The 19,202-nt window shown below is 69.0% G+C and carries 19 protein-coding genes; 6 read left to right on the top strand and 13 right to left on the bottom strand.

Annotation, left to right across the window (positions count from 1 at the left end):
• Window positions 1-114: 114 nt before the first annotated feature.
• Window positions 115-696: a TIGR03086 family metal-binding protein gene (locus ACWEOI_RS15170; RefSeq protein WP_452359957.1), complete on the top strand. Its 582-nt coding sequence runs from the start codon at window positions 115-117 to the stop codon at window positions 694-696.
• Here ACWEOI_RS15170 and ACWEOI_RS15165 read toward each other — a convergent pair.
• Window positions 680-1,537, bottom strand: coding sequence for a cyclopropane mycolic acid synthase family methyltransferase (locus tag ACWEOI_RS15165; protein ID WP_433666257.1), 858 nt, complete (start codon window positions 1,535-1,537; stop codon window positions 680-682). The two genes, ACWEOI_RS15170 and ACWEOI_RS15165, sit on opposite strands and share 17 nt — an antisense overlap.
• A 216-nt stretch (window positions 1,538-1,753) precedes the next feature.
• On the opposite strand from ACWEOI_RS15165, the gene ACWEOI_RS15160 reads away from it, so the two are divergent.
• Together ACWEOI_RS15160 and ACWEOI_RS15155 are read left to right on the top strand one after the other, a co-directional pair.
• Window positions 1,754-2,656, top strand: a complete 903-nt coding sequence (locus tag ACWEOI_RS15160; RefSeq protein ID WP_452359956.1) for an expansin EXLX1 family cellulose-binding protein — start codon at window positions 1,754-1,756, stop codon at window positions 2,654-2,656.
• 84 nt (window positions 2,657-2,740) lie between these two features.
• Window positions 2,741-3,661, top strand: a complete 921-nt coding sequence (locus ACWEOI_RS15155; protein WP_452359955.1) for an alpha/beta fold hydrolase — start codon at window positions 2,741-2,743, stop codon at window positions 3,659-3,661.
• Between the two features lie 22 nt (window positions 3,662-3,683).
• On the opposite strand, the gene ACWEOI_RS15150 is transcribed toward ACWEOI_RS15155, so the two are convergent.
• Entirely contained in the window at window positions 3,684-4,304 is a 621-nt protein-coding gene (locus ACWEOI_RS15150; protein ID WP_452359954.1) for a WS/DGAT domain-containing protein, read from the bottom strand.
• Window positions 4,301-5,083 carry a wax ester/triacylglycerol synthase domain-containing protein gene (locus ACWEOI_RS15145; protein WP_452359953.1) on the bottom strand — a complete coding sequence of 261 codons (783 nt, stop codon included), beginning with the start codon at window positions 5,081-5,083 and terminating at the stop codon, window positions 4,301-4,303. The genes ACWEOI_RS15150 and ACWEOI_RS15145 overlap by 4 nt, the downstream gene beginning before the upstream one ends.
• Before the next feature lie 268 nt (window positions 5,084-5,351).
• On the opposite strand from ACWEOI_RS15145, the gene ACWEOI_RS15140 reads away from it, so the two are divergent.
• Entirely contained in the window at window positions 5,352-5,999 is a 648-nt protein-coding gene (locus tag ACWEOI_RS15140) for a cutinase family protein (RefSeq protein WP_433666253.1), read from the top strand.
• 247 nt (window positions 6,000-6,246) lie between these two features.
• Here ACWEOI_RS15140 and ACWEOI_RS15135 read toward each other — a convergent pair whose 3' ends face one another.
• The 5 genes from ACWEOI_RS15135 to ACWEOI_RS15115 all read right to left on the bottom strand — a co-directional run bounded on the left by ACWEOI_RS15135 (window position 6,247) and on the right by ACWEOI_RS15115 (window position 11,785).
• The gene (locus tag ACWEOI_RS15135; protein ID WP_452359952.1) at window positions 6,247-8,307 is read right to left on the bottom strand and encodes an SDR family oxidoreductase; all 2,061 of its coding nucleotides are present in this window, start codon (window positions 8,305-8,307) and stop codon (window positions 6,247-6,249) included.
• 337 nt (window positions 8,308-8,644) lie between these two features.
• Window positions 8,645-8,896 carry a hypothetical protein gene (locus ACWEOI_RS15130; protein ID WP_452359951.1) on the bottom strand — a complete coding sequence of 84 codons (252 nt, stop codon included), beginning with the start codon at window positions 8,894-8,896 and terminating at the stop codon, window positions 8,645-8,647.
• Window positions 8,897-9,056: 160 nt separating this feature from the next.
• On the bottom strand, window positions 9,057-10,376 hold the full coding sequence (locus tag ACWEOI_RS15125; RefSeq protein WP_452359950.1) for a GDSL-type esterase/lipase family protein: 1,320 nt from the start codon (window positions 10,374-10,376) through the stop codon (window positions 9,057-9,059).
• 88 nt (window positions 10,377-10,464) lie between these two features.
• The gene (locus tag ACWEOI_RS15120; RefSeq protein WP_452359949.1) at window positions 10,465-11,388 is read right to left on the bottom strand and encodes a sigma-70 family RNA polymerase sigma factor; all 924 of its coding nucleotides are present in this window, start codon (window positions 11,386-11,388) and stop codon (window positions 10,465-10,467) included.
• 4 nt (window positions 11,389-11,392) lie between these two features.
• Window positions 11,393-11,785, bottom strand: coding sequence for a VOC family protein (locus ACWEOI_RS15115; RefSeq protein WP_433666248.1), 393 nt, complete (start codon window positions 11,783-11,785; stop codon window positions 11,393-11,395).
• Window positions 11,786-12,081: 296 nt separating this feature from the next.
• Between ACWEOI_RS15115 and ACWEOI_RS15110 the strand changes: the two genes are divergently transcribed.
• Both ACWEOI_RS15110 and infA read left to right on the top strand, forming a co-directional pair.
• Window positions 12,082-12,852, top strand: coding sequence for a GNAT family N-acetyltransferase (locus tag ACWEOI_RS15110; RefSeq protein ID WP_452359948.1), 771 nt, complete (start codon window positions 12,082-12,084; stop codon window positions 12,850-12,852).
• Window positions 12,849-13,082 (top strand): translation initiation factor IF-1, encoded by a 234-nt coding sequence (gene infA / locus ACWEOI_RS15105; protein WP_452359947.1) that lies wholly within the window; start codon window positions 12,849-12,851, stop codon window positions 13,080-13,082. The genes ACWEOI_RS15110 and infA overlap by 4 nt, the downstream gene beginning before the upstream one ends.
• A 45-nt stretch (window positions 13,083-13,127) precedes the next feature.
• On the opposite strand, the gene ACWEOI_RS15100 is transcribed toward infA, so the two are convergent.
• From ACWEOI_RS15100 to ACWEOI_RS15080, 5 genes are all read right to left on the bottom strand, one after another.
• The gene (locus ACWEOI_RS15100; RefSeq protein WP_452359946.1) at window positions 13,128-13,988 is read right to left on the bottom strand and encodes an amidohydrolase family protein; all 861 of its coding nucleotides are present in this window, start codon (window positions 13,986-13,988) and stop codon (window positions 13,128-13,130) included.
• Between the two features lie 80 nt (window positions 13,989-14,068).
• Window positions 14,069-15,247, bottom strand: a complete 1,179-nt coding sequence (locus ACWEOI_RS15095; RefSeq protein WP_452359945.1) for a glycosyltransferase — start codon at window positions 15,245-15,247, stop codon at window positions 14,069-14,071.
• 13 nt (window positions 15,248-15,260) lie between these two features.
• On the bottom strand, window positions 15,261-16,580 hold the full coding sequence (locus tag ACWEOI_RS15090) for a glutamate-1-semialdehyde 2,1-aminomutase (RefSeq protein WP_452359944.1): 1,320 nt from the start codon (window positions 16,578-16,580) through the stop codon (window positions 15,261-15,263).
• The gene (locus tag ACWEOI_RS15085; RefSeq protein WP_452359943.1) at window positions 16,573-17,877 is read right to left on the bottom strand and encodes a GNAT family N-acetyltransferase; all 1,305 of its coding nucleotides are present in this window, start codon (window positions 17,875-17,877) and stop codon (window positions 16,573-16,575) included. Before ACWEOI_RS15085 ends, ACWEOI_RS15090 begins: the two co-directional genes overlap by 8 nt.
• A complete protein-coding gene (locus ACWEOI_RS15080; protein WP_452360154.1) occupies window positions 17,874-19,202 on the bottom strand; it encodes a glycosyl hydrolase family 28-related protein in 1,329 nt (442 codons plus the stop codon). The genes ACWEOI_RS15085 and ACWEOI_RS15080 overlap by 4 nt, the downstream gene beginning before the upstream one ends.

Raw genomic sequence — 19,202 nt, 5'->3', positions numbered from 1 at the left:
GAGACGGAACGGTTGCGTATCGACTGGACCGGGCTGTACCGTTCTCGACATAGCCGAGACGGAACCGTTCCGACTCGATGGACTCGAGCGGTCCTCCGATCGAAAGACACCACCATGAACACCGTGGTCCCCACCCTCGTCGACCGAATCCACGACGCCCTCGACACCACCGGCGCGATCGTCGCCGGCATCGACGACACGCAGCTCGGTCTGCCCTCGCTCTGCCCCGGCTGGGACGTCCGATTCGAGCTCAATCATCTGGTCGGCGGCCTGCGCGTCTTCGCCGCCGAACTCACCCACACCGATCCCGGCGGAGACCACCACGACGACTGGCTCGGCACCCACCACCGCACCGCCTACGCCGCCGCCGCGCACCTCGACCGCGACGCCTGGTCACGCCCCGGTGCGCTGGACACCACCGTCCGGCTCGGCTTCGGACCGGTACCCGGCCCCATGGCCGCCCTGATCCACCTCACCGAGATCCTGGTCCACGGAATCGATCTGGCCGTCGTCACCGGGCAGCAGCACCTCGTCGACGAGCGGCAGGCCGACTACCTGTTCACCGTCATGCGATCCATGGACTTCGACGCCTTCCGTCGCCCGGGCATGTTCGGCTTGGCGCAACCGTCGTCCGCGGATGCGCCCGCTCACCAGCGGCTGCTGGCCTTCCTCGGCCGGCCTACTTCTGCAGCGTGAACTGCATGACGTCGAGGTGGCCCGCGCGGAAGTGCTGGGCACACCCGGTCAGGTATCTCATGTAGCGCTGATAGACCTCTTCGGAGGTGAGCCGGACGGCCTCGGCATGGTGGGCGGCGAGGGATTCGGCCCACAGATCAAGGGTTTTCGCGTAGTGGGGGCGCAAGGCTTGGATGCGGGTCGTGCGGAACCCGACCGCCTCGGCCTCCTGGGGGACGGTGCTCTGCTGGGGGAGTTGGCCGCCGGGGAAGATTTCCCGCTTGACGAAGATGTGGAACAGGGCGTCCTCACGGGTCACGGGAATCTCGGCGGCCCGCAGGTCGGCGAGACTGTGGCCGATGATGGTATGGAGCAGCATGCGCCCGCCGGCCGGGAGCATGCGGTGGCAGCGGGTGAAGAACTCGGGGTAGCGCTGTTTGCGGAAGTGCTCGAAGGCGCCGATGCTGACGATGCGGTCGGCGTTGCCGTCGAATTCCTCCCAACCCTGTAGGCGCACTTCGGCTTCGGAGATGCCGAGTTCGCGCAGCTGGGTGCGGACGTACTCGAATTGGTTGCGGCTCAGGGTGAGTCCGATGACGCGCACACCGTAGGTGAGCACGGCGCGGATCATGGTGGAACCCCAGCCGCAGCCGACATCGAGCAGGGTCATACCGGGTTCCAGACCCAATTTGCCCAGTGCCAGATCGATCTTGGCCAGTTGCGCCTCCTCCAGGGTCAGGCCCGCACGGTCGAAGTAGGCACAGCTGTAGGTCATGGAGGGGTCGAGGAACAGCGCGTAGAAGTCGTCGGACAGGTCGTAGTGAGCCTGGACCTGCCGGTAGAAGGGCGCGAGCTGGGCCATGGCATCTCTCCCCGGGTGTGGTGACGTCGGAGATCTGGACATCCGGATATACGTAGCGGTCGGCCCTGGGTTCTACATCGCGGACACACCGCCAACACGCCGCGCTTTTCATTCCGAAATTGCCATTCGACCTCAGCGTAGCGGCCCCGGCTGCTTTCCTGAAGGGGAGTTCAGCATCGTTTCAGCAAACACAATTCGGAGGGTTGGGGACCGGCCATGCACCGCACCGGACACGAAGAGGTCCATCCTGGCAGGCCGTGGTTGTGGACGATTCTGGTGGGAGCGGTGGTGGTGGGACTGGCCACGTGGTGGATCAGACCGCAGTCGTTGAGCTGCAGCGTGGCCGAGCCGACGACGACCGTCGTCATGCTGCCCGCCGCACCCGCGCCGATTTCGGTTACTCCTCAGCAGATGCACGCCGTGGACGCGCAACCGCCGCAGGAACGGGCCGAGGCCCGGTTCTACGCCTTCGGTCAGGGCGGCGCCTGCTCACTGCCGGACCTGCCGCTGGACGGCTACTACGTCGGGGTGCCGACCAATCGCTACGACGGCTCCGCCCCCTGCGGCTCCTACGTCGATATCGACGGCCCGCTCGGCAGCGTCCGCGCTCAGGTCGTCGACCACTGCCCCGGCTGCGGCCCGGATCAATACGATTTGAGCCGTTCGGCTTTCGACGCGATCGCCAATTCCGTCGACGGCGTCGCGCCGGTCAAGATCACCACCGTTCGCGACCCGAACCCCGCGCCGGAGCTGTTCTACCGCGTCCAGCAGAGCTCCTCGACCAGCTGGATCGGAATCCTGTTCTCCGGCACCGGCAATCCCCTCGCGCAAGTAGCCTTGCGCCCGGATTCCGGCGGCGACTACCGCCCGATGCGCCGGGGCTACGACAACTACTGGACCGTGTCGGGCATCGGCAGGGGCCCGTTCACCGCCCAGGTGACCGACATCTACGGCCACGTCGCGTACGTCCCTGGGGTCGCGATCGAGCCGGGACAGTTGCGCCGCACCGGAATTCAGCTCTACGACATTACTGCCGAGCCGTCCCCCGCCCCGCCCGAGCCCCCGGCCCCGGTGGTCGTGACCACGGTGGTCGCCGCCCCCGCGCCCTGCACGCCGTAACCCGCCGCCGCGCCCGCGGTATGGCATCATCGAGTGAAACGTGTTCCAGTTCGACCGCCGCGACGGTGTGCCGGGAGGCCCTCGATGACGAACCCCAGCTCGGATACGACCACGCCCGCCGCGCCCCGGCGGGGCCGCCGCCTGTCTCCGCGCATCTCCCGGCTGACCGAGGTGCCGCAGGGCGAGATGGTGGAGCTGCCCGGCCGCGGCGCCACCTACGTGGTGGACCTGCCCGGCCCGACCGCGGCCGCGCCGACCGTCCTGCTGCTGCACGGCATGGCGACCACCGCCATGCTCAACTGGTTCCCGTCGCTGCGTGAGCTGAACGCCCACTACCGCGTGGTCCTGTTCGATCAGCGCTGGCACGGCCACGGAATCCGTTCCGAGCGTTTCGATCTCGACGATCTGGCCGACGACGTCATCGCCGTCGCCGACGCCGTGGGCGTCGAGCGCCCCATCCTGGCGGGCTACTCCATGGGCGGCGTGGTGGCCCAGCTGGCCGCGCACCGGCACCCGGAACGGGTGGGCGGGCTGGTCCTGGCCGCGACCACCTACCGTTTCCAGGAGAAGTGGCGCGAGCGCGCCTTCCATCGGGGCTGGTCGGCGACCGCCGCCCTGTTCTCGGAGTGGTCGTTCCGCCGGGCGGAGCTGCGTCGCGACAAGCTGCCCACGCTGCCGGAGTCCTCGTGGCCGGTGGGCCGGATGGATCGCTGGGCGATGGCGGAACTGCGGGCCACCAGCGGCTGGGCGCTCGCGCAGGCGCTCGCGGTGCTGGGGCGTTTCGACGCGTCGGAATGGCTGCCGACGTTGAAGATGCCGACGGCGGTGGTGATCACCACGCGGGATCGGGCGCTGCCCGTGTTCCGTCAGCTGGAGATGGCGAAAGCGATTCCGGGAGCGGAGATCTTCCTCGCCAGGGCGGGCCACGCGGCCTGCGCACTCGAGGCGGACGTCTTTGTCCCGGTGTTCCTCGAGGCCGTGCAGTCGGTGGCGGAGCGGCTCTAGACGGTAGCCACTCGGTTCGGGCTCAGCCCTTTTCGCGCGCGGCCTTGAGCAGCGCGGTGATCACCTCGGGGACGGCGTCGGCGATCTTGTCGACATCGGGGACCAGTTCCTTGCAGGCGATGAAGCCGAAGTCCAGGTGGCCGTTGTTGGAGATCACGGTGGCGGTCAGGCCCGCGCCGTGGAACACCGGTCCGAACGGATACATCGACGACACCCGCACCCCGAGGAAGTACATCGGGAAGTTGGGTCCGGGCACATTGGAGATCACCAGGTTGTGCACCACCGGGTGGTGATCGGCCAGTTTGAGCGAGGAGTACGCCCGGGCGGCGAGCTGGAAGGTGTTGGGCGGGGCGTACTTTCCCCAATCCTGGAGGAAGTCGGCGCCGATCAGGTTGTGCTCCTCCTTGGCCCCGCGATTGTCCTCGGCGATGGCCAGCACCCGCGCCACCGGATCCTCGATCTCGGTGTAGAGCCGGGCGAAGATGGTCGACACCTTGTTGGTGCCCTCCTCGTGGCGTGAGGTGTCGTGGGTGGACACCGGAACCGAGGCCATGAGCGAGGTTTCGGGCAGTTCGTCGTGCAGTTCGAGGTAGCTGCGCAGCGCGCCGCCGACCACGGCGAGCACCACGTCGTTGACCTTCACCCCGAAGGCGGTCTTATCTCCTTGATATCCGACAACTCGGTCTGTTCGAAGGAGATGGCCCGATGCTGGGTGATTGCCCGATTGAACGGCGTGCGGGGCGCGGTGAACGGCAACGGCATACCGCGACTGCCGGATTCGCGCCGCCGCTGTACCAGCCCGCCCAGAATGCCGACCGTCTTGGGCACCATGCCGACCATGCCGAGGCGGCCCGGCAGGTTCAGCAGCGCCTCACCGGCGAGCTGCAGATCGGTGGGTTCGGCCTCGGCGGCGGCGTCCTCGGCGGGCGGGGTGTAGGTCACGCCCGGCTGCATATCGCACAGGTGCATCATCATATTGGTGCCCGTGATGCCGTCCACGATGGCGTGGTGGTACTTGGAGACCACCGCCACCCGGCCGTGCGGCAGGCCCTCCACCACCCACATCTCCCACAGCGGGCGGGCGCGGTCGAGGGGGCGTCCGGCGATGTCGGCGGCCAGTTCGGCCAGCCCACGGTCCCCGGCCCCGCTGGGCAGCGCCAGCCGGCGCACGTGGTAGTCGAGGTCGAAGTTCGAATCCCGTACCCAGACCGGATGATCGAGGTTGAACGGGACCGCGTGCAGCCGCCGCGTCATGGCCGGGATGAGGTGCAGCCGCCGGCCGAGTTCGGCCTTGAACGCCTCGTGCTCATAGCTGACCCCGTCGGCGGCGGGGTCGAGTATCAGCAATGCGCAGACGTGCAGGAGTTGGGTGTCTGTTTCGAAATAGAGGAAGCTCGCGTCGAGCCCGGTAAGTCGTTCCATACCAACACACTATGAGAACCGGTTGTATTTTGCGTGCGGTTCGCGGTGCGCTGCGGAACCGGTCCGAGCCCGTTTTGTTGCCCCAAAGTTGCACGTAGATAACAAGTTTCATGATGAAACGGTTGGGTACCAATCAGGTGTCTCTCCAGTGGAATTCGTTGCCGCCCTTCCGGAGCGTTCTTACCGTGGGTCACATGGTCCGGTGATCGGTCTCTAGTCAATGACAAGAGTCACCGGACTTCTCACAACGACGTGAGAGGTGAGGACGATGGGCGACCGGAAGGTGCTGCTGCCCGGAAGATGGCGTACGGCGTGGGGTTTCGCGATCATGCTGACGATCGCGACCGTGTTCGTGCCGCAACCGAGGTCCCACGCGCAGGGCTGCGCTGATGTGGACGTCGTAGTGGCCAGGGGCACAGGCGAACCCGGCTGGCTCGGCGATCAGATCGGCGACCCCCTCTTCGGCGTCCTGCAGGACCGGCTGCCCGTCTCGATGTCCGCCTACCGCGTGAACTACCCCGCCGATTACAGCTTCGACGTCGGCGCGGGCAGCGCTGATCTGGTGCGGCACTTGATCATTCGCGCCGCCGCCTGCCCGGGTCAGCAGTTCGTCCTGGTCGGCTACTCGCAGGGCGCGGCGGTCGTGCAGGCCGCGCTGGGCACCGGCGTCGTGTCCTGGTACCCCGGCCGCGTCCAGCTGCCGGGCTACCTCGGCGATCGGGTGGCGGCGGTCCTGCTCTTCGGAGACCCCGTCCGCGGCCTGGGCTGGAATGTGCCGGGCGAGTTCCTGTCCCGTACGGGGGACTGGTGCGTCGGCGGCGACCCGGTGTGCGGTTCCGGCCTCAATGCCAACGCGCACGTCGCCTACGGCAGTGATCTGGTGGCCGCGGCCAATTTCGCCGCGGACCACATCTGACCCCGGGGAGGGGAAGGGCCCGGCTCCCGGGCGGTCTCGTCGGACCCGCCCGCGAGACCCCGGAGCGGGGTCCGGGTACCCGCGGTTCGCGGGGCGTCGGGTGTCACGGCACTCGGGGCCTCATCCCACAGTGAGCCGCGGGTATCGCACGAGTCGGCCCGGTGCGCTGTCCCGCACCGGGCCGAACTCTGTGTGAGGCGCTACTACTCCGCCGAACGGATCTGAATACCGTTGCCGGACAGAGAGATCACCAGTTCAGGCCCGGAATCCGGTTGGTGATCCGCGCCGCCGGCGCGGGCAGGCCCATCAGCGGCTGCACGATCGGGGCAAGCGCCAGCAGCGGACTGCGGGACTCGGGCTTGGCGGTGACCTCCGCCGCGCTCTCGCCGGTCGCCGTGCTGGATTCGGCGTCCACCGCCGGGTGCCCGGTCTTCGGCTGCGAGCGCGCCGCCTTGGATTCGCCGAACATCCGGTAACCCTGGTGCAGGATGGCGCGTTTCACCGACGGCATGACCGTGTCCACGAACTGCGCGAAGGTGCCGATCGGGGTGTCGATGCGGCTGGGCCGGTGCTCGAGCGCCCGCACCACGATGTCGGCGGCCTGATCGGGGCTGTGCACCGGAATCGACTTGTACAGATCGGTCGGCGCGATCATGGCGGTCCGCACCAGCGGCATGCGCACCGAGGTGAAGGTGATTCCGGCGTCGGCGTTCTCGACCGCGGCGATCTCGCTGAAGTTGTCCAGCGCCGACTTACTGGCCACGTACGCGGCGAAGCGCGGCACCTTGGTCTGCACCGCGATCGAGGAGATGTTCACGAAGTGCCCGAAGCGGCGTTCCCGCATGGACGGCAGCAACGCCAGGATGAGCCGCACCGCGCCGAAGTAGTTGACCGCCATGGTCCGCTCGAAGTCGTGCATGCGGTCGGTGGAGTTGAGCACCGAGCGGCGGATCGAGCGTCCGGCATTGTTGACCACGTAGTCGACGTGCCCGTGGTCGGCGAGCACCTGCTTGACCAGCAGCTCCACCGACTTCTCCTCGGTGATGTCGCAGACGTACGCCTGTGCCGCACCGCTGTCGGCCCGCACCGCGGCGGCCGCGGCCTCCAGGTCCTCCTCGGTGCGCGCCACCATGAGCACGGTCGCGCCGCGCTTGGCCACGGCGTGCGCGGTGGCCAGGCCGATGCCGCTGGACGCGCCGGTGATCAGCACGATCCGGCCGCCGAGGCCGCCGTCGTGGCGGCGGGCGCGGTCCGGGTCGAGGTGGGTGCGCCAGTACGACCACAGCGTCTCGGCGTAGTCCTCGAAGGCCGGGACCTCGACGCCGGTGCCGCGCAGGTGCGCCCGGGTGGACTCGCAGACGAAGGTCGACTCGAACGCGGTGTGCGGGGCGACCTCGGCGGGAATGCCGAAGCGCTCCAACAGGAAATCGCGCACCGTGGGCACGCCCGGCAGTCCGCCCAGGGCGTGCAGCGCGGTGTGCGAGCCGGGCACGGTGCCGATCGCGGTGGGGGCGCCGGCCGCGCGGGCCAGCGCGTTGTAGATCTGGGTGAAGGGCTGCGGTTCCGGGTTGGTCAGGTGGAAAGTGCGGCCGATCAGACCCGGCTTGGCGATGAGTTCGAGCATGGCCGCGACCACGTAGTCGACCGGAACGATATTGGTGGCGCCCAGATCCGGGATCGGCACCGGCAGTTCCGACGGCAGCGCGCCCAGTCCGGCGATGGCGGGGAAGAAGTAGTAGGGCCCGTCGATCTTGTCCATCTCGCCGGTGCGGGAGTCGCCGACCACGATGGCCGGGCGGTAGACCCGCCAGCGCAGGTCGGCGGCCTCGCGCACCATCTTCTCGGCCTCGAACTTGGTGCGGTGGTAGGGCGAGTGCAGACCCTGGCCCAGATCGAAGTCGTCCTCGAAGAACTTGCCGCGGTGGTCGCCCGCGACCGCGACCGAGGACACGTGGTGCAGGACCGCGCCGAGTTCGCGGGCCAGCGCGATCACCGATTCGGTGCCTCGCACGTTGGCCGCGTAGGTGACCTCGGGGTCGGCGGTCATGTCGTAGACCGCGCCGAGGTGGATCACGTGGTCGGCGCGGGGCGCGTCGTCGATCAGTCCCAGGCCGGGCGCGGTCAGGTCGCCGACCAGCGGGAACACCCGGTCCTCGGCGCCCCAGCCCGCCGCCATCTCGCGCAGCTTGGCCACCGAGGCCTCCCGCGTCAGTGCGTGGACCACGGCTTCCGGGTCGCGTTCCAGCAGTCCGGCGACGAGCCGTCGACCGAGGAATCCGGTTCCGCCCGTGACGATGTAGGAAGTCATCGTCCCCTCCTTGATTACGAACCTGTTGATACCCAACGGGGTTCGTCCGACATGCGTCGGTGGATGCGGACGTTGTGTGAATGGCCCCCTACACAATGTCGGGCCGAGATAGGAACACCATCGTGCCTAACTAGCCGGTAACTTTACGGTTCCGCGAGGAGCCGTTCAAGCGGAACGGCCGTTACAGCCCTGTGTGACTGGTCACCCCGGGGCTATTCGAGTTGGTATGTGTAACAACGGGTTTGATGTAACCCGGGGGCGCACTCGGCAATTCATGGGCAACTGGTCAAATGTCCTGAGCGGTTGCCCACTTGGTTCGATTGCGCAGTGTTCGCTGTTATTCGTCGACGCAGCGGACGTCGCCATCGGCCGCCTGAGTCACGACCGTGAAGGGCGGGCACTGGCGGAGGTTGCCCCACTCGCCCTCGATGCACGAGTCGTAGGTGTGCGGGTCGGAGGTCGGCACGCGGGTGCCGGAATGGCAGCCCTCGCTCGCCGGAGTCGCTCCCGCGGAGGCCGCGCCCAGCATGGGTGCGCTCAACGCGATACCGGTGACAACAATCCCGATTGCCACTCGACGGCGATTCATCGACCTCCACCTTTCCTCGGTGTTACTCATCAGTAGGTACCGAGTTCAGTATGACGATCGGTCTACTGCGGAGTGAAGCCGACAAGAGTCACACTTGCCGTGACCGGGGAACGGCCGCCCTCCCGCCATGATTCGAGTCACACGGGAGGGTCGTGCGGGGTCAGCGGCAGCGGCCGCGGAAGGCGCTCAGATCGATGGCCTCGGCCATGGCCTGGTATCCGGCCGGATTGGGGTGCAGATTGTCGGCGCCGGCGTAGCGGGGCGCGAGGACGTCGGGGTCGGCGGGATCGCGCAGGGCGGCGTCGAAATCGATGACGCTGTCCGACAGGGTCTGGGTGCGGATCCACGCATTGACCCGTTGCCGCACCGGCCCGGCGAGGGGCAGGGTCGCGATGCCGTCGGAGAGCGCGTTGCCCGCGGGCATGATCGTGCCGAGATGGACCGCCAGCCCGGCGGCGTGCAGCTGCGTGATCAGGTCGGTGTAGCCCGCGACCAGCTGGTCGAAATCGACGCCGATCGGGACGCCGAGATCGTTGATGCCCTCGAGGATGATGACGTCGGTGACTCCGGCCTTGGCGATGGCGTCGCGCTGCACCCGGGTCACGCCCGCCGGGCCGAACTGCGGGATCAATCCGTTTCGGGTGACCCGGTTTCCGCTGATCCCGGCGTCGATGACGGTGAACGGGAGGCCCGCCTGGTCGATGCGGCGCTGCAGGAAGTCGGGGTAGCGGACATTGCGGTCCACCACGGTCGGATCCTGCGGCACGCTCAGGTAGGTCGCGCCGACATAGCCGTCGGTGATCGAATCCCCGAACGCGACAATGGTCGACGTGGTGCCGGGCGCCTGGACGTCGAGGCCCGACAGGAACGGCATCGACGTGGTCGGCAGCGGCAGGGCCGCACCGGACGGCTCGTCGGTGGCGTCGCCCGCGAGCGGCAGGCTGTAGTAGCTGGTGGCATTGGCATTGAAGTGCTCGGTCGGCAGCACCGCCAGTCCCGGCGCGTACACGCTCACCGCCAGCGGTTGAAAAGCCTCGAACGTCAACTCGATCGGATCGCTGACCACCTCGCCGCCCGCGGGCACGGTGACACGGGAGCTTCCGTCGAAGCTCACCTCCCGCAGCGTCTCGGCGCGCACCGCCGGGCCCGCGGCCTGCTCGGCAATGGTGACGTGCGCGAATTCGACCGGCACCGGCCGATTCTGGTTGCTCAGGTGAATCCGCACCACGGACCCGCCCAGGTGCGGTGTCGCGACCAGGCGGAACGTCTGCCCGCCCACGTGCGCCTGCGGCACCATCGACGGATCCACCGCCCCGAAGGCGTCCGAGGGCGCGGCCATCCATCCGCTCACCCATTGCGGCGCATCGCATCCCGGTGTCTCGGCCACGGCTGTCCCCGCCGGTCCGCCGACCGCTATCGCGGCCACCGCGACCGACGCCGCGACACCGGCATTGCACACACCCCACCCACGAGACGCCATAGCGACCACCATCACCCGACCCAAATGGACATTTCGGCCAACGTATCGGCCGAAGATCAACCGCGGGGCCGATTCCGGCGAATGACTATCAGCCTTCGGTGCCCTCCCGGTCGCCGGTCGGGGCCGGGGCCGGGGCAGGTCGCAGCGCGGCGAGCCGGGCCGGGTCGACGAGCAGTGCGATGGCGGTGACGCGGTCGCCGGTGACCGTGAACGACATGACCGACTGGGCGGTGCCGTCCGCCCGCCACGAGATGTACCCGGGCAGCCCGTCGACCAGGACCGGCTGGTGGCGGACCACCTCACCGGAGAACATCCGTGCCCGGGTGGCGACGTCGGTGGCCCCGAGGGTGACGAATACGCCGCCTGGGGTCGCCACGGTCAGCTCGACATCGGGATCGAGGACGCGCAGCAGTTCTTCGAAGTCCCCGCCCATCGCGGCGGCGCGAAAGGCCTCGGCAACGGCCCGGTGCTCGCGGCGCGAGGCGACCGGGCGGTCGGTGGCGCGGACCTTGCGACGCGCGCGGCTCGCGATCATCTTGGTGGCGTCGGCGGATTTGCCCAGGATCTGGCCGATTTCGGCGAACGACACCGCGAACATGTCGTGCAGCACGAACGCGAGGCGCTCGCTCGGTCCCAGTGAGTCCAGCACCATCAGCAGTGCGATCCCGACCGAATCGGCCACGGCGGCAACGTCTCCCGGCTCCGGGCCGTCGTCGGCGGTGACGGCGAACGCGGGCGTGCCGTCGTGGGACACCTCGGGCCGCGCCTGTCGCGCGCGCAGCGTGTCCAGGCTGATCCGGCCGACGACCGTGGTGAGCCACCCGGCCAGATTGTCGATGGTCGCGGCATCCTGGCGGGCCAGCCGCAGCCAGGCTTCCTGGACCGTGTCCTCGGCGTCGGCGTGCGAGCCGAGCACGCGGAACGCGACCGCCCGCAGCCGGTCGCGGTGCGCCTCGAACGCCTCGGCCACAGTCCCCGAAGGGGATTCGGCCGTCGAACCGGATTCGGCCATATCCCTACCGCCCCCGGCGCTGCCGCAGCGAGATCCGGTTGCCGTCCGGATCCACGGCCTCGACGCGCATCCCGAACGGGTACTCCTCGGGTTCCTCGTCGAGGAACGTCACGCCTCGGCCACGCAGCACCTCGAAGTCCTTCCGCAGGTCATCGGACTCGAGGATAACCGGGCCCGGCGCGAGCACCTCGGGGCCGCCGCCCGGCTGCCCGGCGGCGGACGGGTGCGACCAGAGGATGATCTCCACCGGACTCCCGGGGGCGCGCACGGTCAGGAAGCGGCCGTCGGGACCCGGATAGTCGCTGTGCTTCTCGAGTCCGAGGCCGTCGGTGTAGAACGCCAGCGCGCGGTCCTGATCGGTCACGTAGACCGTCACGTACATGATGTCGGTCAGCATCGAGTCCTCCATTCATCGGTTCGACGACCGCGTTCGGCCGTCTCTCCTATGACGGAAGCCGCTGCGCGAAGGTAACGCGATCGCCGCGGGCCGGGAAAGCCGCAGGTAGAAAAATCGGTGGGCAGGTGTGGGGGCGGCCTGTTAGCGTGCTGGACACCGTGACATCAGGCGAGGAGGTGAGACCCGTGCAGACAGTACCGATGTGGGGGCTCCCCCTCGTGGTCGCGGATGGGCGAACGAACTAGTCGTCGCCGGGAGCGCCTCTCTGCGTAGGCAATCCCGAAAGGTGACGACCGATGAACGCTAATTCTGTAGATATCCGCCGGGTCGAATTGACGCGGTGGGAAGCCGTCGAGAACGACCTGGTGGTCGCGTCCGGCGAGGTTTCACGACGGCCCGATGGGCGGCTGTTCGCCAGTATCGACGCGTGGCACGACGACGTCTTCGATCAGATCGCGGCGGCCATGCTGGCCACCCTGCGACGGCCGCTGCACACCGTGGTCGACGAGGGCGACGATGGACTGCTGTCCTGTTGGGGCCGAGCGGGTTTCGTGACCCGCAGGCGGGAGTGGGAGTATCTCGTGCCCACTGATCCCGCCACCACCGGACTGGGGGCCGTGACACCGCCCCCGGACATCGCGGTGGTGCCCGCGGGCAGCGCGGAGAAGGAACCGCTGCGCGTCGTGGACCGGTTCATTCGCGAGGAAGTCGAATCGACGATCGGCTGGCAGGAGATGCCCGCCGAGATCCTGCGCGGGCCCGGCGGTGACACCGTGGTGGATCCGAAGCTGTACGTGGCCGCGGCACAGGCCGATCGCTATGTCGGACTGCTGCGCGTGGTCCAGGTGACGCGCTTGCCGCGCATCGGACTGATCGCGGTGCGGGCCGATGCGCGGCGTCGCGGCATCGGCCGGGCCATGCTGTCCGAGGCGCTGGGCGCGTTGCACGATCGCGGAATACCCACCGCGACAGCCGAAGTGAACGAATCCAATGGTGCGGGCGTGGCGCTGTTCGACAGCGTCGGCGCGCGCCGGGTCGGCGGCAACCTGGAACTGGTGCTGCGATGACGAATCCTGGTCGAAAAGGAAAGGGCATCGAGATCCAGGGCACCGTGGTCGAGTGCCTGCGCAATGCCACGTTCACGGTGGAACTGCCCAATGGGCATCGGGTCCTGGCGCACATCAGCGGCAAGATCCGGAAGAACTACATCAAGATCCTGCCCGAGGACCGGGTGCTCGTCGAGCTGAGCCCCTACGACCTCACCAGGGGACGAATCCTGTTCCGGTACAGGACCTGACGGGCAACGGGGCGGCGTCGAGTCGCCGCCCCGTCGACCCCGGGTCTATTGCGGCCGGTAGGTGTCCAGGGCGTTGGTGCGGTAGAAGTACTCCGCCTCCTGCTCGGTGGCATCGGTGGTGACGGCCTGATCGATGGTGGTGACCAGCTCGGTGTAGGTCCCCGCCATCGAGTCCACCGGCATGTTGGAGGCGAACATCAGTCGCCGCCAGCCCCACAGCGCCACACTCGATTCCAGCCAGTACTCGACCGTCGGCCAGGACAGGTCCCGGCAGATCAGCCCGAACCCGGACAGTTTGCACAACCACTGGGTCTCCTTGGCGGCCAGGGAGATCGCGTTGTGCCAGGCGGTGCGGGCCTCGGAGGAACGGCCCTGCGGGAAGCCCAGATGTTCGAGCACCACCCGCAGATCGGGGTAGCCGGCCAGGAAGTCGATCCAGTCCAGGATCTCGCCGGGCTGGGCGACCAGGTCGAGGACCGCGTCGTGCTCCTGCAGCCAGCCCGCGATGGTGTCGGCGGCGGGCGTGTTCGGCGACAGCCCGGCGAAGGCCCGGATGCCGCGCAGCCGCGGGGTGCGGGCCTGCTGGTCGAGGTGGTCGATCAGCTCGTCCTTGGGCAGGGTCGGGTCGATGCCGCCGACCAGGGCGAACGGTCGCGGGTCGGCGTCGGCGATGCCGTCGGCCCACCGGGTTTCGGCCAGATAGGCGTGCGGCGCGGTGGTCGCGGACACGTGCACCAGCCCGTCCACCCGGATGTCGCCGAGGCCGCGATCGAAGTCGGCCGGTAGAAAGTTCTGCGCGATCTCGGGTTTTCCGGCATCGACGAACCTCGCCAAACTCGGGTACCAGGCGTGTGCGCTGGTGTCCCACAGGTGCATGTGGGCATCGACGAGGGGGACGGTGGGCATGTTCGCTACTCCTGGACCATGATGACGCCGGCGCTGACGCTATCGAGCGCGATGGCTGTTGCAGATCCATGAATAGTCGGTCAGCGGGAATTGTGCGACACAATGTCGGCGATTCGGGTGCGGAACGCCTCCGGGGAGAACGTCGCGGCATGCTTGCGGATGGTGTCGGCGTGATAGGCGGCCGGGTCGAAATCCCGCATGGCGCGTGCGAATCCGTCGGTCACCTCCGCGTCGGTCCCGGCCGGGACGTGCTCGCCGGAGATGCCGGGCACCACCGTGTCCAGCGCGCCGCCCGCGCCGACCGCGAGCACCGGCGCGCCGCAGGCCATGGCCTCCACCGGGACGATGCCGAAATCCTCCACGCCCGGCATGAGCAGCGCGCGGCAGCGCCGGTACATGTCGAGCAGGACGTCGTCGGAGGCCGCGCCCAGGAAGGTGGTCTCCGGGCCCGCCATCGCCTCGAGCTGCTGGCGGTAGCGGCCGCCGCCGAGGATGACCAGCCGCACCCCGGCGCGCCGGGCGGCCGCGATGGCGAGGTCGGGTCGCTTGTAGGGCACCAGGCGGCCCGCGAAGAGGAAGAAGTCCTCGCGCTCGATACTCGGATCGGGGGCGAAACGGGCAACGCGCACCGGCGGATTCACCACCGACGCGGGCAGACCCCACCAGTCGCGGACCCGATCGGCGACCGCCTGGGAATTGGCGACCACGTGCGCGAGCCGGGGCGCGGCGCGCAGTTCGTTGCGCCGGGCCAGCGCGCCCAGTCCGGTCAGCACGGCCTGCCCGGCCCGGCCGCCCGCCTCGCGGGCCCGGAACGCGCTGTCCCAGGCCCAGCGGGCCGGACTGTGCACGTAGGCGATGACCGGTGCGGTGGTGGCGAAGGCGGCCTGGGTCGCGAAGGCGTGGTGGCTCACCACGATCGCGTCGTAGGCGTCTTCGAGGGGGAGGGTGCGAAAGGCCCTCGGCGCGAACGGGAGCAGCGGGGCGTGCGAGCGTCGTCCACTGGCGGCGTACGCCCGTGACAGCCAGGTGTCGCGCACCAGCTCGCTCGCCGGTGAGGACATGGCCCCTGGCCCACCGGCGCCAGGAGTCTCGGGGCTCAGTCCCGCGGCCTCCAGCAGCGTGCGCGTGCACCGCGGGTCGGTGATGGGCGCGAAAACCGGTGCGCCGGGCCAGGTCTTCATGAACTCCGCGACCACCGCCTCGGAGCCGCCGTATTCGGTGAAGCGTTCGTGGACCAGCGCGATCCGGGGTGCCGACATGAGAACTCCTCGATCAATCCGCGAGCCGGCGCGGTGCGGCCGTGCGCCGCAGCGCCGGAGCCACTGGCCGCCCGGCGAGCAGCCCCGCGACCGTGCCCTGCTCGAGCGCCTTGCGGTAGGTCTTGGCCGCCGACTGGCAGGCGTCGACGGTGTGGTCGATATCGGCGTCGGTGTGGGCGGCCGAGTTCACGAAGGACTGGCCCAGCACCCCGCGATCCAGCAGCTCCTGCAGGAACAGCGTCCGGAACGGCTGGGACGGAACGCCTTCCGGGTCGCGGGTGAGGAACACCAGGCACGACGGCCGGCCCGCCACCTCCAGATGGTCGGCGATGCCCAGATCGGCGGCGATGGCGTTCACCCCGGCGGCCAGCCGGCGGCCGGAAGCCTCCATGCGCGCCACCGGATCACCGTCACGGTAGACCTGGACGACGGCCCGGAAGGCCGCCAGCGACGCGGTTTCCGGCCCGTGCGTGGTGGACAGCAGGAACACCCGGTCCGCGTCGGTGCGCAGGCCACCCAGTTCCATGTATTCGCGTTTCCCGGCCAGCGCCGAGAGCGGGAAGCCGTTGGCCATGGCCTTGCCCCAGCACGACAGGTCCGGCACCACGCCGTAGAGCTGTTGCGCCCCACCGGCCGACCAGCGGAACCCGGTGATCATCTCGTCGAAGATCAGCAGGCTGCCGTACCCGTCGCACAGGGCGCGCACGCCTTCGAGGAAGCCGGGCGCGGGATCGGCCAGGGCCGTGGCCTGTTCGAGGATCACGCACGCGACGTCCTCGCCGCGCAGCACGGCTTCCAGCGATTCCAGGTCGTTGTACCGGAACTTCACCGTCGGGGCCGCCGGGATCCCCGCGTTCATCTCCGTCATTCCGATGAACCAGTCGTCCACCGAGAAGAACGGCTGATCGCAGATCGCGACCTTCTCCCGCCCGGTCGCCGCGCGCGCCAGCCGCACGGCCGCCGTGGTCGTGTCGGAGCCGTTCTTGGCGAACTTCACCATGTCCGCGCCCGGCACCAGGCTCAGGAAGTCCTCGGCCGCCGCCAGTTCCAGCTCGGTGGGCCGCGAGAAGTTGACGCCGTCGGCGATGGTCCGCGCGACCGCCTCGACCACCGGCGCGAAGCCGTGGCCCAGGGTCACCGAGCGCAGGCCCATGCCGTATTCGACGTACTCGTTGCCGTCGGCGTCCCAGACCCGGGCGCCGTTGCCGCGCACCAGGATCGGGGCCATGTCCTCGGGATACTGGTCCGCGCCGCGGGCGTAGGTGTGCGCGCCGCCCGGCACCAGTTCGTGCAGGCGCGCCTGCATCGCGGTGCTGCGCCGGTAGTCACGCATGGTGATCACCCCCGGCGGTGATGGCCCACAGGTCATGGTCGCCGCGGTGTCCGTCGAGTCCGGTGTAGCTGCGCATGGTTCCCTCCTTGTGCAGGCCCGCGTCGGCGGCGACGGCGGCGGACGCGGTGTCCCCGGCCGCCACGGCCGTACTGACCCGGAACAGTCCGAGCCGGTCGAAGGCGTAGGCCAGCAGTGCCCGAGTGGCGGCCGTGCGCACGGCGTCATCGGCGCGGGCGGGATCGGTCCACAACTGGATCCGGGCATTGCGATCGAACAGGTCGAGGTCGAACAGCCGGGCGGTGCCGGCGTAGGCGCCCGCGACGTCGAGGACGAACAGCAGACCGGCGGGGGAGCGGACACCCGCTGCGCTGAGGGCGATTTCGCGTAGCCACGCCGTTCCGCTGCTACCGATTCCGTCGGCGGCCACGGGTCCCGCGTTACGCACTGCCGTGGCCCGGATCGGGCCGTCGGCGGGCTGCGCGGAGCGGAGCACCATCCCGTCGTGACCGGGCAGCGGCAAGGTCACCGGCCGGGCGGGTAGCAGTCGCTGCGCGGCCCGCCATATCTGTCCGGCGCGATAGCGTGCCTCGACGCCGAAAAGCATTGCGGTATCGGGCATTACCGGGGTCGGCAGAGCATCTTCGGGCTTACAGGGCGGCGCGGGCGGGGTGCGGTGTTCGAGGGTCCGTTCGGTCCACATCTCGGTGAACCCCTTGGGCGGGATCTCCGCCCGCGTCATCGACCACAGATCGTGATCGGCCCGCGCCCCGCCGACGTCGAAGTGCAGCCGCATCCGGCCCTCCCGCACGAACCCGATCTGCACCGCGCCACTGGTGGCGGCCGCGTTCCCCGGCGAGATGGGCGCGTTGACGCGTTCCAGACCGAGTGCGTCGAAGGCGAAGTCGAGGATCAGCCCCGCCGCGATGCCGCCGAAGCCGTGCCGCCCCAGCCGCGCGTCGATCCAGATCCCCATCTCGCCCTGCTTGGCCCGATCGTCGATATTGCCGATCTCCACCTGCCCGGCGAAGCGCCCGTCGATCTCGATCACGGTGGCCACGCGATGCCCGGTGCGGGCATTGGTGGCTGCCTCCAGACATTCACGCACCCAGGCCTTCTCGGTGTGCCGGTCGGCCCAGCACAGCGGCGAGGTGTGCCAGAACGGTTCCAGGAAGGCCCGATCCCGCAGCCGGAGCGCCCGCCACTGCGGGAAGTCGGTGTAGCGCGGCAGCCGCAGCAGCAGGGTGCTGCCGTGTAGTCGCGCCGGTCCCAGGCGCAGTGCTGTCGGCTGCCCGCTCACGAGTGTGGCCGCTGCTTTCCCAGCGAGGTGGTCTTGACCGCGCCGTCGGTCCCCACCGACATCCGCCAGTACACCCCGGCCGCATCCTTCAACACGATTCCCCCTTCGCTGCGATCGGAAAGATAAGCCCCACTGTTCAATACGGCCGACAACACCGTGCCGTCGCGGTCCTGGACCTGGAAGATGTCGGCGCCGGGCTGGAAGGCCTGCGCCACCGTGGTTCCGGCGAAGCGCGCCCCGTGGATCGCCCCGCGCCCGATCACATGCCAGCCGTCGGGGAAGGACTTGGGGTCCACGTCCTCGAACGACCCGGAGATCAGATTGATGGCGGTGCCCTCGGCCACGCCCTTGGGATCGACCCGCACCTCGATCGGCGGCGCGTCCAGATCCGGATCGAACTGCACATTGGCCAGATACGGCTGGCGGCAGCGGATCAGGTCCAGGCACACCTTTCGTGCGGCCACCTTGCAGTTGACCAGACCGAACTGGGCGGGCCCGCCGGCCGGGCCGCCGATGGCGAGCGCGGTGTCGGCCCCCTCGAACCACACATTGGTCAGCCACCAGTCATTGGCCGGGCCGTCGACGAACACGTGCTTGTCGGTGGTGCGGGGGTCGTTGTCGGAGACGAATTCCACATTGGCCATGGCCAATCCGGCATTGTGGTCTCCGCCGGTGCCCAGCACGCCGATGCGATTGTTGGTCAGCTTCGACGACGTCACATAGTTCTGGATGCAGGAGGTGACGATGCCGTAGCCGAAATTGTTGATGTCGGAGTTGATGACGGTGGTGCCGCCGGTATTGCGGTCCAGCACCAGCCCCCGCTGCTCCTGGAACCGGGGCGCGTTGTCGCTGAGGTGATTGCCGCGCAGCACCACCGAGTCGAAGGTGCAGCGGAAGCACTCCGACAGTCGCACGGCGGTCACCTTCGCGCCCGAGAAGTAGAAACCCAGGCGGGAGAAGCGGACCCGCTGCTTGCGCTGCAACGCGATGAAGGTGTCATCGCCGTCGTAGTTGATGGTGGTCACGTCCGCGCCGTCGCCCAGCACCGTCGCGTAGTCCGACAGCGCCGGGAAACGGGTGAGCACATACTGCCCGGCCGGAATGTAGAGCACCAGCGGCCGCCCGCTCACCGCCGCGGCCTTCTCGAAAGCGACGGTGTCGTCGGCCTTCCCGTCCCCGACCGCGCCGAAGTCCTTCACATTGCGGGCGGAGGGCTGATCGGTGACCTGCGGGGACCGGAACTCGGTGCCGTCCCCGGAATCCCCGCTCGAGCACGCCGCCGCCACCGGCAGGATGGCCGCGGCCCCCAGCCCGGCCATGAGCAT

It is taken from the genome of Nocardia sp. NPDC004340 (assembly GCF_053602575.1).
This window is presented reverse-complemented; position numbering and strand designations above follow the sequence as displayed.